At 44.6% G+C, this 14,460-nt stretch carries 12 protein-coding genes; 6 read left to right on the top strand and 6 right to left on the bottom strand.

What is annotated here, in order from left to right; all coding sequences use genetic code 11:
* Positions 1-80 precede the first annotated feature (80 nt).
* Together JOD17_RS06450 and JOD17_RS06445 are read left to right on the top strand one after the other, a co-directional pair.
* On the top strand, positions 81-671 hold the full coding sequence (locus tag JOD17_RS06450; RefSeq protein ID WP_204696359.1) for a copper resistance CopC family protein: 591 nt from the start codon (positions 81-83) through the stop codon (positions 669-671).
* The gene (locus JOD17_RS06445) at positions 671-1,774 is read left to right on the top strand and encodes a copper resistance D family protein (RefSeq protein WP_204696358.1); all 1,104 of its coding nucleotides are present in this window, start codon (positions 671-673) and stop codon (positions 1,772-1,774) included. The genes JOD17_RS06450 and JOD17_RS06445 overlap by 1 nt, the downstream gene beginning before the upstream one ends.
* A gap of 90 nt (positions 1,775-1,864) precedes the next feature.
* Here the strand turns inward: JOD17_RS06445 and JOD17_RS06440 are convergent, their stop codons facing one another.
* Complete coding sequence (locus tag JOD17_RS06440; RefSeq protein WP_204696357.1) at positions 1,865-2,140, bottom strand: hypothetical protein; 276 nt, start codon at positions 2,138-2,140, stop codon at positions 1,865-1,867.
* Between the two features lie 212 nt (positions 2,141-2,352).
* Here JOD17_RS06440 and JOD17_RS06435 point away from each other — a divergent pair, with 212 nt between their 5' ends.
* From JOD17_RS06435 to JOD17_RS06420, 4 genes are all read left to right on the top strand, one after another.
* The gene (locus JOD17_RS06435) at positions 2,353-2,787 is read left to right on the top strand and encodes a hypothetical protein (RefSeq protein WP_204696356.1); all 435 of its coding nucleotides are present in this window, start codon (positions 2,353-2,355) and stop codon (positions 2,785-2,787) included.
* Positions 2,788-4,349: 1,562 nt separating this feature from the next.
* Positions 4,350-5,378 (top strand): ABC transporter permease, encoded by a 1,029-nt coding sequence (locus JOD17_RS06430; RefSeq protein WP_204696355.1) that lies wholly within the window; start codon positions 4,350-4,352, stop codon positions 5,376-5,378.
* Positions 5,356-6,075 carry an ATP-binding cassette domain-containing protein gene (locus JOD17_RS06425; protein WP_239575290.1) on the top strand — a complete coding sequence of 240 codons (720 nt, stop codon included), beginning with the start codon at positions 5,356-5,358 and terminating at the stop codon, positions 6,073-6,075. The genes JOD17_RS06430 and JOD17_RS06425 overlap by 23 nt, the downstream gene beginning before the upstream one ends.
* A complete protein-coding gene (locus JOD17_RS06420) occupies positions 6,072-7,838 on the top strand; it encodes an ABC transporter ATP-binding protein (RefSeq protein WP_204696353.1) in 1,767 nt (588 codons plus the stop codon). The genes JOD17_RS06425 and JOD17_RS06420 overlap by 4 nt, the downstream gene beginning before the upstream one ends.
* Positions 7,839-7,924: 86 nt before the next feature.
* Here the strand turns inward: JOD17_RS06420 and gatB are convergent, their stop codons facing one another.
* The 5 genes from gatB to ligA all read right to left on the bottom strand — a co-directional run bounded on the left by gatB (position 7,925) and on the right by ligA (position 14,446).
* A complete protein-coding gene (gatB, locus tag JOD17_RS06415; protein WP_204696351.1) occupies positions 7,925-9,358 on the bottom strand; it encodes an Asp-tRNA(Asn)/Glu-tRNA(Gln) amidotransferase subunit GatB in 1,434 nt (477 codons plus the stop codon).
* Between the two features lie 13 nt (positions 9,359-9,371).
* Positions 9,372-10,814, bottom strand: a complete 1,443-nt coding sequence (gene gatA, locus JOD17_RS06410; RefSeq protein ID WP_204696350.1) for an Asp-tRNA(Asn)/Glu-tRNA(Gln) amidotransferase subunit GatA — start codon at positions 10,812-10,814, stop codon at positions 9,372-9,374.
* A 15-nt stretch (positions 10,815-10,829) separates the two neighbouring features.
* On the bottom strand, positions 10,830-11,120 hold the full coding sequence (gatC, locus tag JOD17_RS06405; RefSeq protein WP_042358907.1) for an Asp-tRNA(Asn)/Glu-tRNA(Gln) amidotransferase subunit GatC: 291 nt from the start codon (positions 11,118-11,120) through the stop codon (positions 10,830-10,832).
* A gap of 92 nt (positions 11,121-11,212) precedes the next feature.
* Positions 11,213-12,421: a CamS family sex pheromone protein gene (locus tag JOD17_RS06400; RefSeq protein WP_204696349.1), complete on the bottom strand. Its 1,209-nt coding sequence runs from the start codon at positions 12,419-12,421 to the stop codon at positions 11,213-11,215.
* 30 nt (positions 12,422-12,451) lie between these two features.
* Entirely contained in the window at positions 12,452-14,446 is a 1,995-nt protein-coding gene (gene ligA / locus JOD17_RS06395) for an NAD-dependent DNA ligase LigA (protein WP_204696348.1), read from the bottom strand.
* Between the last annotated feature and the right edge of the window lie 14 nt (positions 14,447-14,460).

The raw sequence follows: 14,460 nt of genomic DNA, 5'->3' as shown, positions 1-14,460 counted from the left end.
TTCCTTGCTTGCAGTACCTTTGTCACGTAAACTAACTATGGTTGTACTTATTCTATTGATATTTCTAGTAGGAGGATTTTATGAAAAAAACAAAACAACTACTCGCAGGTCTGCTTGTCGTTATGGGATCAGCGGCAATGGCTACTACTACTTATGCGCACTCTTACGTGGATGAAAGTATCCCCGCAGACGGCGAAACGGTCGAAGAACCTGTCGAGACGTTAACGCTTCATTTTGACGCAGGAATTGAACCTGCAACAACGGTCACAATTACCGACCAAGACGGTGAAGAATTCGCGGTTCAAGAAGAAAACGTTGAAGGTGACGACTTTATCGTTGAACTTGAAGAGTCTCTTCCAAGTGGTGATTACAATGTCTTCTGGCAAGCACTCGGAGCTGACGGTCACGGCACTGAAGGTGAATTTAATTTTACAGTAGACGCTCCTGAAGAGGAAGTCGTTGAAGAAGAAGAAGTCACAGAAGAAGATGCAACTGATGAAGACGCAATTGAAGAAGCCGTTGAAGAAGACGATGGTGCAGAAGAAAACGTCTCTGAAACGGCTGATGAAGACACATCTGACAACAACACAGGTCTAATTGTCGGCATTGTCGCGGGTATTGTTGTACTAGGTGCTGTAGTGTTCTTAATTTCTCGTCGTAACCGCTCATAATGACACTCGTTATTTTCTCTAACATTGTGATCTTTATCGCACTTACCTTGTGGGCAGGACTCCACTTAAGTGAAGCGATTGGGACAAAACGACGGCCACCCATCAAAGTGCCGTCGTTTTTAGCACCAGCTTTAGGCGTAATCATTATCGTCTTCAGCTTTATCCCAGTCGGATTAATCGTGGAGTCGACGTCACAAATGTTCGGAGAACCGTTCCAAGTCGTCTTATGGGACGTATTATTTAACTTTCGAATCGGTCAAAGCTTCGTCGCAACCGTCGCACTCGTGTTGGTCGCCTTAATTTGGCGCTATGCTGTACGTAACGACAACTTGTTAGCATGGCTTCAGATGATTCCTACTGTCGGATTATTCATTGCAGCAAGCTGGAGTTCCCACGCCGCATCACTTGCTGACACTGGGTTTTATTTGAACACCTTGCACTTTCTTGCCGCAGCGTTTTGGGCAGGAACGTTACTCATTGTCGGATTCTTTTCAGTAAAAGAACATGACGGATGGCATTCCTTTTTCAATTGGTTCACCCCATTTGCAATCGGTGTCGTCCTCACCATGATTGGTACAGGCATTGGCATGATGCTACTTATCACACCAGAATACACGAATAGCTGGCTCATGACCTACGGTCAGATGCAACTGCTCAAGCATATGCTCTTCATCCCGCTCGTCTTTTATGGCTTCGCACACGGTTTCTTAATGAAGCGAAGAATCAACAACGGGTTAAGTGACAACAAAGTCCGCGCATCGATGCGCATGGAAAGTGTGCTACTCGTAGCGATTTTCCTCGTAACCGCTGGTATGGTCGAACAAGAGCCACCGCACGAAGTCGCTCAAACATTATACTTCGAAGAAAAGTCAGAGCTCGGCATGTACTGGATTACAGATGAATTCTGGGGCGACGACCAAATCGTCTGGAGCCTCTCCATTCCAACCGCCCTGCTACTCGCAGCCGGACTGTTCGTGCTTACACTATTCGTCGTCCACGTCGGAAACGGCCAAAGTGTGTGGGCAGTGCCTGTGTATTTACTCATGTTCGTCCTTTGTTTATACCTTGCACTCATGATTGGCGCAGAGAAAGTTGTGACCTAGCTATCGATGAAAAAAGAGCAGCCTGCGGGCTGCTCTTTTTTTGTGTAATCAGGTTGGGGGCGGTAAGTTTTAGTCTTGCTCCACGCTCTCTCACTCTTGATCCGCGCTCACTCGCCTTGATCCGCGCTCTTTCACTCTTGATCCACGCTCTCTCACTCTTGATCCACGCTCTCTCACTCTTGCTCCGCGCTCTCTCACACTTGCTCCACGCTCTCTCGCTCTTGCTCCGCGCTCTCTCACCCTTGCTCCGCGCTCTCTCACCCTTGCTCCGCGCTCTCTCACCCTTGCTCCGCGCTCTCTCACCCTTGCTCCGCGCTCTCTCACCCTTGCTCCGCGCTCTCTCACCCTTGATCCACGCTCTCTCACTCTTGATCCACGTCTACTTTTTAGCGATTCATTCCTACCTTCACAAACTGCTTACTCGCAGGTGTTTCACTTCCTTACCCTCATCTGGATGTCCCTTTCCCTAAAAAAAATTACGATTTAAATGATCCAAACGTGTATCCATTTCGTTAGCTACGGTATATGCATTTCTCAATCCTTATGAGATTGATAACTAAATAATTGAGGCGATATCTATGAAAGTGATGACGCTTTTTACTCTCACTGGTTTTCTTATCATTCTAGTTACTTTTTCGTTCGTTACAACAAACGACCCTGCTTCAGACTCCAGAGAGCCTCAAGACAGTCAGGTTGTACACGAGCAATTAGCTGAAGGTGACTCAACTGATGACGCACTCGATGAGTCAGAATCACGGGAACAAACTCCGCCAGCACCAGAACAAGTGGAGATTACGGGTACATTTCTTACTTGGCACGCCGTTCGTGATGACGATATCGACAGTTATCGAATCTACAAAGTGGGTGAAGATGGCGACGAACATGTTGCCAGCATTGCACAAAATGAAAGAAAAACGTATACCGTTGAAGAGCTTACTCAATTTGACTATTATGTAACATCTGTGACCGAGGGTGGCACTGAATCTGAGCCATCTGAAATCGTCTCTCCATAATTCTTTTAAAAAAAATTACGGAAAAAGTGATCCAAATCATTTTAGGAAACGTTAGCTTGGCAACTAGGCTTTGAAACATCACATAAAAAAACAAACGCAACGGTTTGCAAGTCAGAGCCTGTACTCTAGTTGAGGAGGTGTTTTCCATCTTAGATGTAACGCAACTTCTAAATGATGTATTAAACGAGAGTGGAAATGAATCTGGGAATGTAACAATTTCTCTTAGTATTCTGTAAGAAGAAAATAGAGTAAGCGATGGAGGTGATGATTCTCATGTTTGATATCACACAAATTTTGAACGAGATGCTTAATGAGAGTGGCACCGACTCAGCTACTTTCGATCTAGATTACAAAGTTTTCTAGTTGAAATAAAAATCTATCCTGACAAAGGAGGTGCTTTCCATGAATGATCTTACACAAATCCTTAATGATGTGCTAAACGGAAGCGGAAACGACTCCGGCAACATTGGCCTTGATTTGAACATCCTTTAACTAATAATTGAATTTCAATAAGGAGGTGCTTTCCATGAACGATATTACACAAATTCTTAATGACGTGCTAAACGGGAGCGGGAACGACTCTGGCAACATTGGCCTTGATTTGAACATCCTTTAAATACTAATTGAATTTCAATAAGGAGGTATTTTCCATGAACGACATTACACAGATTCTTAACGATGTGCTGAACGGGAGCGGAAACGACTCCGGCAACATTGATTCTGACTTGAACATTCTTTAACGAATGATCAATTCTTAAATAAGGAGGTGTTTTCCATGAACGACATTACGCAAATTCTTAATGACGTGCTAAACGGGAGCGGGAACGACTCGTTGAATACTGGTCTTGACCTAAACATCTTGTAAACTAACTTTATTCTTTCACTTAGGAGGTATGTGACATGTTAGATCTTACTCAGATTCTTAACGATGTGCTGAACGGAAGCGGAAACGACTCTGGCAATATCGATACTGACTTGAACATTCTTTAAATAATGATCGATTCTTCAACAAGGAGGTGTCTTCCATGAACGACATTACACAAATTCTTAATGACGTGCTCAACGATAGCGGGAACGACTCGTTGAATACTGGTCTTGACCTAAACATCTTGTAAACTAACTTTATTCTTTCACTTAGGAGGTATGTGACATGTTAGATCTTACTCAGATTCTTAACGATGTGCTCAACGGGAGCGGAAACGACTCTGGCAACATTGATTCTGACTTGAACAACCTTTAAATAATGATGAATTCTTCAAATAAGGAGGTGTCTTCCATGAACGACATTACACAAATTCTTAATGACGTGCTCAACGATAGCGGGAACGGCTCGCTAAATACTGGTCTTGACCTGAACATCTTGTAATCCTAACCTTATTCTTTCACTTAGGAGGTATGTAACATGTTAGATGTTACACAGATTCTTAATGATGTGCTTAATGAGAGTGCGAACGATTCGTTAAACACGGATATTGATTTTAATCTCCTTTAAATGATTCAACGAAACTGCCGGGAGTTCGCTCTCGGCGGTTTTTTACATTAAATTGAAGTGGTGAAACCCGATGCTGGACTTAATGAAAATCTATCTAAAACCTTATCGATCCAAGCTGGTGCTGATTGCTTTTTTGGTGTTTTTACAAGCGCTTCTTCAACTTACATTGCCGACCCTTCTCGCTGAGCTTGTCGATGTAGGCATTGCAAATGCCGATGTGTCTTATATTGTTCAAGTCGGACTTTGGATGCTACTAATCACGGTAGTGACCGTGGCGGTAACCGTATGTTCAGGCTATCAGACTGCGAAATTAACATCTTCAGTCGCTTTAACAATAAGGGAAAGATTATATGCCAGTGTCCAAGGTTTTTCTCTTCAAGAATACCGCCAATTCGGTCATTCAACATTATTAACCCGCACGACCAATGATGTTCAACAAGTGCAGACAATCTTGTCGCTTCTGTTAAAAACGATGTTGCTCGCACCGATGATGTTCATTGGCGCATTTATCCTTTCGGTTACTAAAAACCTAACGCTTTCATTCATTCTTATCGCGCCATTACCGATCATTATTCTTATCGTCATCTGGTTCGCAAAAAAAGGAGGTACGTTGTTTGCCTCCTTACAAAAAAGAGTCGACCAATTGAACCTGACACTTCGTGAAGGCATTACCGGTATTCGTGACATTCGTTCTTTCAATCAAGTCGATCGAGAACGAGAGCGTTTTTCAGAAGCAAACGAGTCTTATAGGAATTCAGCGATCCATGTCCATCAGCTCATGATCTATCTAACACCAATCATGATGTTCATCTTGAACTTCTCGATTGTTGCTCTTTTATGGTTTGGCTCGCTCCAACTGAATACCGGGGAGCTCCAAGTGGGAGACTTAATGGCCTTTATTCAGTACGCCATGTACATTCTGTTCTCCATCATGCTGACGTCGGTATTGTTTGTAAGTTTTCCACGTGCATCTGTATCAGCAAAACGCATCCTAGAAGTGCTGAATGCTGAACCGACCATCAAGAGCCCAACCTATTCATTAACGCCTGAACAGCAATCCAGCCTTCGCTTTGCAAATGTCTCTTTCCAATATCCTTAGCGCAGAAAAGTCCGTCCTCAAGAACGTGACCTGTACGATACCTGATCGTAAACTCGCTGTGATTGTCGGAGGAACAGGCTCAGGAAAGTCCACCTTGCTGCAACTGATTCCAAGACTGTTAGATGTTAGTGCAGGGAACATTGTGATGGGTGGCATTGATCTACGAAATGTAAATCAAGAAGCGTTGCGTAACGCCGTGACATTTTCCCCTCAAAACACGCAACTTTTCTCAGGGACGATTGAAAATAACCTTCGCTTTGGTTCTGAAGATGTTTCAATGCAACAAATCGATCGAGCGTTATCCATCGCCCAAAGCGAATCTTTTATTAAAGAACTACCCGAAGGAATTAATACGACGTTAACCCAAAATGGAAAGAACTTGTCTGGTGGACAACGGCAACGAATTGCGATTGCCCGTGCTCTCATTAGAGAGGCCGACATGTATCTATTTGATGAAAGCTTTTCTGCGATCGATGCCGGAACGAAGAGACAGATCCTAGATGAGCTATTACACGAGTTAAACGAATCCACTGTAGTAATCGCAACGCAAGACGTCGGGATTGCCAAACGAGCGGACCACATCCTCGTTCTTGATGAAGGAGAAATTACTGGGGAAGGGACCCATCACGAGTTATTACAAACGAGTGCGATTTATCACGAACTGGCCACTACGCAATTGGAGGAGGGTACCTCATGAAAAACCAAGATTCAAAAATCCAATGGGGTACGTTGAAACGACTTCTCAGCTATCTATTGCCTTATCGATTCCGACTATTGACGGTCGCAATGACATCCGTGCTGAGCACGTTGTTTCTTATCCTCGGTCCATTCGTTCTCGGACTAGTAATCACAACACTATTTGAAGGTATGGTGAACAATGGAGGCATTGATTTTTATCGGATCAGTCAACTATTGTTAGGGCTAGCTGCACTCTACCTGTTTAGTGTTTATCTCTCTTATATCCAAGAATACTTGATGGTCGGTGTTGCACAACATGTCACCTATACACTCCGGCATGAATTGCATCATCAACTCATGAAACTACCGATTGCATTCTTTGATCGCGTGAGTACGGGTGACCTGATGAGTCGAGGCGTTAACGATATTGATAAGATTAGTAGCACGTTGCAACAAACGCTAACACAGACGATTACGTCTTTGATGACGATGATTGGCGTTGTCGTCATGATGCTGATTATTAGTCCTCTGCTCACGCTAATCGTGTGCATCACTTTACCGTTAAGCATTCTCATTACGAAGCGAATTATTAAGTACTCACAAGTACAATTTCGACAGCAACAACAAGCGCTAGGCGCTTTGAATGGCTATATTGAAGAAAGCTACACGAACCACCCATTAATTCAATCCTATCACCAGGGCGAGGACATGAAATCTAAGTTCACCCCCTACAACGCCTCTCTATTTGAAGCTAATTGGCGTTCTCAATTCCTTTCAGGGTTAATCGTGCCGTTGCTCAACCTTTTGAACAATGTCATCTATGTTGTTGTTGCCATTATTGGAGGCATCTTCGTCGTCCAACGAACCATTGCCATCGGTGATGTGCAAGCGTTAATTATGTATATTCGTATATTCACCCAACCCATTAACCGGGTGGCCAACATTACGAATACGATTCAAGCTACTATTGCATCTGCAGAACGGTTGTTTCAAGTACTTGATATTTCCATGCCCACAAGCGACTACGGCTCCAAAGTTCCAGAAGGTCGTGGGGAGATCTCGTTTGAGCGTGTGTCGTTTCAATATGATGCAAACAAACCGATCTTAAAGGATATTAACGTAAAGCTAAAAGCCGGTGAAGATGTTGCTATTGTTGGTTCATCTGGAGCTGGAAAGACGACACTAGCTCTTTTACTCTTACGGTTCTACGAAGCCAATGAAGGTTCGGTGTCTATTGACGGTTTGGATATAACGTCAATAGATGATGAGGTCCTCCGAAGAATGACTAGCATTGTAATGCAAGATACGTGGCTATTTAGCGGAACCATTCGAGAGAATATCACCTTTGGATTGCCGTTGGCAACAGAGGATGAAGTGATCACTGCAGCAATAAAGGCACGGGCGGATGCCTTTATTCGCAAACTTCCGAATGGATATGATACGCACCTTGATGAGCAGGCATCTGGGTTGTCTGAGGGCGAGAAACAATTGTTATCCATCGCTCGCGTTATGCTGAGTGATCCTCGAATCCTAATCTTGGATGAAGCAACGAGCAACGTGGACAGTCGAACAGAATTACAAATCCAAAAAGGGTTGCAACAATTGAAGCAAGGTCGCACGACGGTCACTGTCGCTCACCGCTTGCATACGGTCCGTCATGCAGATCGAATTCTCGTGATGCACGACGGTCAAATTGTAGAAGATGGCTCACACGAATCGCTAATTGAAAATGGAGCTTATTATCGACATCTTTTCTTGAAAGAGCAGCAAAACGGTATGTAACTAAGCTTCGGTTAAGGAAAGTTGTAGCTCAACTATGCTCCAACGCACAAAAATCCCCCTGCTTGATGAGTAGGGGGATTTTAAGCTTAGCGTGATTCTAAGCCTTCTTTGATTAGTTTGTTGATGACTTGCGGGTTGGCTTTTCCTTTGGTTTCTTTCATCGCTTGACCGACGAGGAAGCCGAAGGCTTTGTCTTTGCCGTTTTTGAAGTCGTCGATTGACTGTTGATTATTGTCTAAGATGTTATCAACGATCGCTTTTAGTTGACCTTCGTCGGAGATTTGGACGAGTCCTTTGTCTTCGACGATTTGTTTTGCTTCGCCGCCGTTCTTCATCATTTCGTTGAAGACTTTTTTGGCGATTTTGCCTGAGATTGTGCCATCTTCGATGAGCTTAATCATGCCTGCGAGGCCTTTTGGTGTCATCTTGATTTCTTCAATCTCAATGCCTTCTGAGTTCAGATAGGCGTTTACTTCACCCATAAGCCAGTTGGCCGCTTGTTTTGCATCGGCACCAACTTCTACGCTTTCTTCGAAGAAATCTGCCATTGCTTTCGTTTGCGTTAAGACACCAGCATCATACGCTGGAATATTCCAGTCGTTGATGTAGCGTTGTTTACGTGCATCCGGAAGCTCTGGAATTCCACCTCTAATGCGATCGATCCATTCGTGATCAATGTACAAGTTCACGAGGTCAGGCTCTGGGAAGTAACGATAATCATCCGATCCTTCTTTAATACGCATGAGAATCGTTTCTTTCTTGTCTTCGTTCCAGCGGCGTGTTTCTTGAAGAATTTCGCCACCTGAAAGTAGCACTTCAGCTTGGCGCTTTTCTTCAAACGCAAGTCCTTTTTGGACGTTGGTGAATGAGTTTAAGTTTTTAAGCTCCGCTTTCGTTCCGAACTCTTCTTGTCCTGCAGGACGAAGTGAGATGTTCGCGTCACAACGCAATGAACCTTCTTCCATCTTACAGTCCGACACTTCTGTGTACTGTAGAATGGCTTTTAATTTCTCAAGGTATGCGTACGCTTCGTTTGGCGTGCGAATGTCCGGCTCAGATACGATCTCGATCAATGGTGTTCCAACACGGTTGAAGTCAACGAGTGATGCATCGTCGTAGTCGTCGTGCGTGAGCTTCCCTGCGTCTTCTTCTAAGTGAATACGGGTAATCCCGATTCTCTTCTTGTAGCCGTCCACTTCAATTTCAATCCAGCCGTTCTCACCTACTGGCTTATCAAACTGTGAAATTTGGTAGGCTTTCGGGTTGTCTGGGTAAAAGTAGTTTTTACGGTCAAACTTCGTTTCTTCTGCAATCTCACAGTTAAGTGCTACGGCAGCTTTAATTGCGTAATCAACGGCACGTTGGTTTAAAACCGGCAACACACCTGGGTGACCGAGGCAAATCGGACACGTGTGTGTGTTTGGCGGTGCACCAAAGGCTGTTGAACATCCGCAAAAGATTTTTGAGTTCGTTTTTAATTCTGAGTGTACTTCAAGTCCGATAATCGTCTCAAATTTCATCTTCGTGTCCCCCCTATAGTTCCGGCTTGACTTTTGTATGTTCAGTCGCGCGCTCGTAAGCGTGTGCCACTTTGTATAATGTGCGCTCTTCAAACGGCTTTGCGATGAGTTGCAGTCCGACAGGCAATCCGTCAGAGAATCCACATGGCACGGAAATGGCAGGGTTACCTGCTAAGTTCACAGGGATCGTTAAGATGTCTTTTAGGTACATCGTTAATGGATCGTTACTATTCTCGCCCACTTTGAACGCAGTCGTTGGCACAGTTGGTCCCAAAATAACGTCAAAGCTGTTTAACACATGTTCAAAGTCTTCACGAATGAGCGTACGTACTTTTTGTGCTTTTTTGTAATACGCATCGTAATAGCCTGAGCTAAGCGCAAACGTTCCGAGCATAATACGACGCTTCACTTCATCGCCAAAACCTTCACTACGGCTCTTCTTATAAAGGTCAAGAAGATCTTCACCTTCTTTTCGTACTCCGTAACGAACGCCGTCAAAACGAGCAAGGTTCGCTGAAGCCTCAGAAGAAGCGAGCAAGTAATACGCAGCTACAGCGTATTTAGAGTTTGGAAGAGAAACTTCTTCCCACGTTGCACCAAGCTCTTCAAGCTTTGCTAGCGCTTCTTGAATACGTGCTTTAACGCCTTCATCTACACCTTCACCGAGGTATTCTTTCGGCACTGCAATGCGCAGTCCAGCAATGTCTTGGTTCAACGCAGACGTGTAATCTGCAACTTCCATATTTGCTGACGTCGAGTCGAGTTGGTCGTGACCTGCAATTTGTTGAAGAACATAGGCGTTGTCTTCAACCGTACGTGTGATTGGACCAATTTGGTCGAGTGATGATGCAAACGCAACGAGACCAAAACGAGATACACGACCATACGTTGGCTTCAATCCTACGACACCACAAAACGATGCCGGTTGACGGATTGAACCACCTGTATCCGATCCAAGGGTAAATGGAACTTGTCCAGCTGCAACGGCTGCGGCCGATCCACCACTAGAACCACCTGGTACGTGGTCTGTGTTCCACGGGTTTCGTGCTGTAGCATAACTTGAGTTCTCATTTGATGAACCCATCGCGAACTCATCCATGTTTAACTTTCCGACCGTCACGACATTCTTTTCATTTAAACGGTTCATAACCGTTGCATCGTGAACAGGCTCAAAGTTGTCGAGCAACTGGCTACCACACGTCGTACGAAGTCCTTTTGTCACGATGTTATCTTTAATTCCTGCTGGAATTCCGAAGAACAAGTTGTCCGCTTCTTGCTCATCAAGCTCGCGAGCTTTCGCAAGTGCACGCTCTTCATCAAGCGTTAAAAACGCATGGATTTTGTCATCTGTTTCTTTGATTCGTTTGAATGACTGCTCCGTCAATTCAGTGATCGTCACTTCTTTGTTCTTAATCTTCGTATGTAATGAAGACAAAGTTTCATCGTAAAAACTCATCCGCAATTCACTCCCTTAATCGAGAACCGAAGGAACTTCAAACTGCCCATCTTTTTGTTTCGGGGCGTTTTTAAGCGCTTCTTCTCGTTGTAATGATGGCTTAACGTTGTCTTCACGCAACACGTTTCGTACGTCCATGACGTGTGTTGTTGGCTCAACGTTTTCTGTATCAAGTTCATTTAGAACTTCAGCGTAATCAATGACTTTACTCATTTGATTCGTAAAATCTTCGATTTCTGCTTCTGTAAATGAAAGTCTAGCAAGGTCTGCAACATGCTCTACTTGTTCTTTTGTAATTTTTGACACGGTTTCACCCCCATAATAACTGACAACCAAACATTCTTAAAGTATAGCAAAAACCGATGCCTGCGGGCAATTAGCACCGCAGGCTTTTCGGATTAATCATAAATGTACACATCTACTTCTTCGGTTCCTGCCGGTCGTTGAATGAGTGCTTCTTGTTGATCGTTACTCTCAACCTTAGCGACAATATCAACGTTCGTTGGGAATCGGTCTTCTACAAGCTCTGCAACTTGTTGTGTAATCGCGATCGTTTCCATCTTACTTTGGAATCGGATCGGCACCGTAATCGTCAACTCTTGCAACTCACCATTCTGATAGTAACCGAGCGCAGTAGCACCAATATGATCACTAAAGTAACTATTAAGCTGCATATGGAACTCATTAAAACGATCGGCATCCGCCGGCGCATTGTTGGAAGCTGAACTTGATGGGAAGAAGTGATGTGTCTCATCAAGTTCTGTCCATCCACCTAAATCACTACCTGGTTCAGCAACAGCATAAGAGACGAACTCTCCAGGCGTCGTTGATTCTCTCGTCGTTTCATGATAAACCGCCACAACAATTGGCACGTCGTCTAAATTAACGTTGTCCTCTCCACCGCTGTGAATTGTTCGAAGTCTCGACACGATTTCATTAGAAATCTCATCACGAGCTGTATCTAACTGCTCTTCAGAAATCTCCGTATTAAACGGTCCGTGTTGCAACCCATCATCATCGGTCACTCGGTAGGTATACGTCGTATTTAGCGACACTGCAATTGCGACACCGCCTACTGCTAAATCCCCTTCACTCGTCTGTCTCATGAAGTTGTGTTCAGTAATGTGCGACAACACTCGGGGAGCATTTGCTTCACGTTCAATGAGCGTCTCACCTTCACCGAGTTGTGGATTTAAACCGTTCGGGTTCTCAGGATTCCCCTCATCATCTTCCGTGTTGTCTTGACGACTTAACCAAGAATTTAAATCGTTACGGGTAATAAAACGTCCCTCTTGGATGTAATAATCTTCTGGTGAAAATTCATTGGATGCAATTTCACTTAATCCAACTTCCAATCGCTCGAGATCGTGACGGTTGTACACCATCGCCGATCCAAAACCGCGTGCATGTCCAGGAACGTACGTCCCATCTTGGAATACGGTTCGATAATAATTGGAAAGGCTCGGAATTTCAGCACTCACTTGTGCTGTCGCTCCTTGCTCTTCTGCTTCTACATCCGCCTCTTCTTCAGGTTCAAGAAAAGACATACAGCCTGCTAAAAGAATGAGCATCATCATAAGACTTGGGATGATGAGCGCGTTTCTCATACTTAGCAGCTCCTCTCCGGCTTGCTTTTTTTAGTCGTTCACAAAGTCTGCAGTTTGTTGCTCGTCCCAAACAGTAATTCCAAGACTTTCAGCTTTTGCAAGCTTTGAACCAGCTTCAGCCCCTGCAATCACCAAATCTGTCTTCTTACTAACACTAGACGTCACTTTACCGCCATTCGTTTCAACAATTTCTTTCAATTCATCTCGTGTCCAACGCTCTAACTTTCCAGTGAGCACGACAGTCTGTCCTTCAAAAAGACTTCCGACCGTCTCTGTCGTTACACCGAGGTAATTCATATTCACGCCCGCTTGTTTTAACTTATCAAGAAGTTGTTCCGCTTCTGGCTGTTCGAAATACTGGGCGACAGCATCCGCCATTTTCGTACCAATCTCAGGAACCGCCGCTAACTGTTCTGACGAAGCAACTTTAAGGTCGTCCATCGTCTTATAATGTTTCGCCAGTGTATCCGCGGCTTTCGCACCAATAAAGCGAATCCCAAGTCCAAATAAAAGTCGTTCGAGAGAATTCTCTTTTGACGTTTGAATCGCCTGCATTAAATTGTTAACGGACTTCTCACCCATCCGCTCAAGTTCAATTAGCTGCTCATACGTTAAGTAGTACAAGTCACCCACATCTTGAATGAGCTCATGAGAGAACAATTGTGTAACGACCTTTTCTCCAAGCCCATCAATGTTCATTGCAGTGCGCGATACAAAGTGAATCAACCCTTCTCGGACTTGCGCCGGACACGTTGGATTAATGCAACGAAGAGCGACTTCCTCTTCTAAGTGCACAAGTTCACTTTCACACTCCGGACAATGCGTTGGCATGGAGAAATCCTGTTCGCTTCCGTCTCGCTCTTCTTCTAACACACGGACAACTTCTGGAATAATGTCGCCAGCTTTTTTGATGACAACTTTGTCGCCGATTTTGATGTCTTTTTCACGGATTAAGTCTTCATTGTGAAGTGACGCACGGCGCACCGTCGTCCCAGCCACCGTTACGGGCTCCAAGTGAGCGGTCGGTGTCACAGCACCCGTTCGCCCGATTGAAAGTTCAATCCCGATGAGTGTCGTCATTTTCTCTTCAGCAGGGAACTTATACGCAATCGCCCACCGGGGACTTTTCGCAGTATACCCAAGCTCTTGTTGAAGTGGCAGACTGTCGACTTTAATCACAATGCCGTCGGTTTCATAGTTCAAATTCTTTCGTTCTTCCGCCCAGTGATTCACATAAGCAATCACGTCTTCAATCGACGCACATTTCTTCGTTTCTTTGTTCACTTTAAGGTTGAGCGACTTCATGTATTCAAGTGCCTCGTGGTGGGATTCTAATCCCTTCCCACGATCGTTCGCTATGCTATAAAGAAAAATATCTAAGTTCCGGCGTGCTGCAATTTTCGGGTCTAATTGTCGAAGCGACCCCGCAGCTGCATTTCGCGGGTTTGCAAACAACGCTTCGCCATTTTCTTCTTTCGCCGCATTTAACTTCTGAAACGAGCCGTGTGGCATGAACACTTCGCCACGAACTTCAAGGTTCGCGTCCTCTGGGAGACGAAGCGGGATTGAACCGACGGTTTTTAGATTCACGGTAATGTCTTCACCTGTCGTCCCGTCTCCACGAGTCGCACCACGAACGAAGCGCCCGTTCTCATACGTAAGTGAAACGGCGAGACCGTCAATTTTCAACTCACACACATACGACACGTCTTCACGACCGGTGCCGTTTTTCACACGCTGATCCCAATCTCGTAAGTCTTGATCATGAAAAGCATTACCAAGACTTAGCATCGGTGTTTCGTGTTGAACTTTCACGAAATTCGACAACGGCTCTCCACCGATTCGTACGGTTGGAGAGTCGTCGGATTGATATTCTGGATGGTTTTCTTCTAATTCAATGAGCTCATGTAGCATCGCATCATAATCCGCATCCGGGATCACTGGATTGTCTAACACATGATATTGATAGTTGTAATGATGAAGCTTGTCTCGAAGTGCTTCAATGGTTTCTTGAATGGAAGCCATGTACGTCTCCCTTT

Source organism: Geomicrobium sediminis, assembly GCF_016908595.1.
GTDB lineage: Bacteria > Bacillota > Bacilli > Bacillales > Marinococcaceae > Geomicrobium_A > Geomicrobium_A sediminis.
This window is presented reverse-complemented; position numbering and strand designations above follow the sequence as displayed.

Bases quoted from the DNA above. Each gene is read 5' to 3' on its own strand.
- JOD17_RS06445 (WP_204696358.1), top strand. From the start codon at position 671: ATGACACTCGTTATTTTCTCTAACATTGTGATCTTTATCGCACTTACC.
- JOD17_RS06400 (WP_204696349.1), bottom strand. From the start codon at position 12,421: ATGAGAAACGCGCTCATCATCCCAAGTCTTATGATGATGCTCATTCTT.
- gatA (WP_204696350.1), bottom strand. From the start codon at position 10,814: ATGAGTTTTTACGATGAAACTTTGTCTTCATTACATACGAAGATTAAG.
- gatB (WP_204696351.1), bottom strand. From the start codon at position 9,358: ATGAAATTTGAGACGATTATCGGACTTGAAGTACACTCAGAATTAAAA.
- JOD17_RS06450 (WP_204696359.1), top strand. From the start codon at position 81: ATGAAAAAAACAAAACAACTACTCGCAGGTCTGCTTGTCGTTATGGGA.
- ligA (WP_204696348.1), bottom strand. From the start codon at position 14,446: ATGGCTTCCATTCAAGAAACCATTGAAGCACTTCGAGACAAGCTTCAT.
- JOD17_RS06435 (WP_204696356.1), top strand. From the start codon at position 2,353: ATGAAAGTGATGACGCTTTTTACTCTCACTGGTTTTCTTATCATTCTA.
- JOD17_RS06425 (WP_239575290.1), top strand. From the start codon at position 5,356: ATGTCTCTTTCCAATATCCTTAGCGCAGAAAAGTCCGTCCTCAAGAAC.
- JOD17_RS06420 (WP_204696353.1), top strand. From the start codon at position 6,072: ATGAAAAACCAAGATTCAAAAATCCAATGGGGTACGTTGAAACGACTT.
- JOD17_RS06430 (WP_204696355.1), top strand. From the start codon at position 4,350: ATGCTGGACTTAATGAAAATCTATCTAAAACCTTATCGATCCAAGCTG.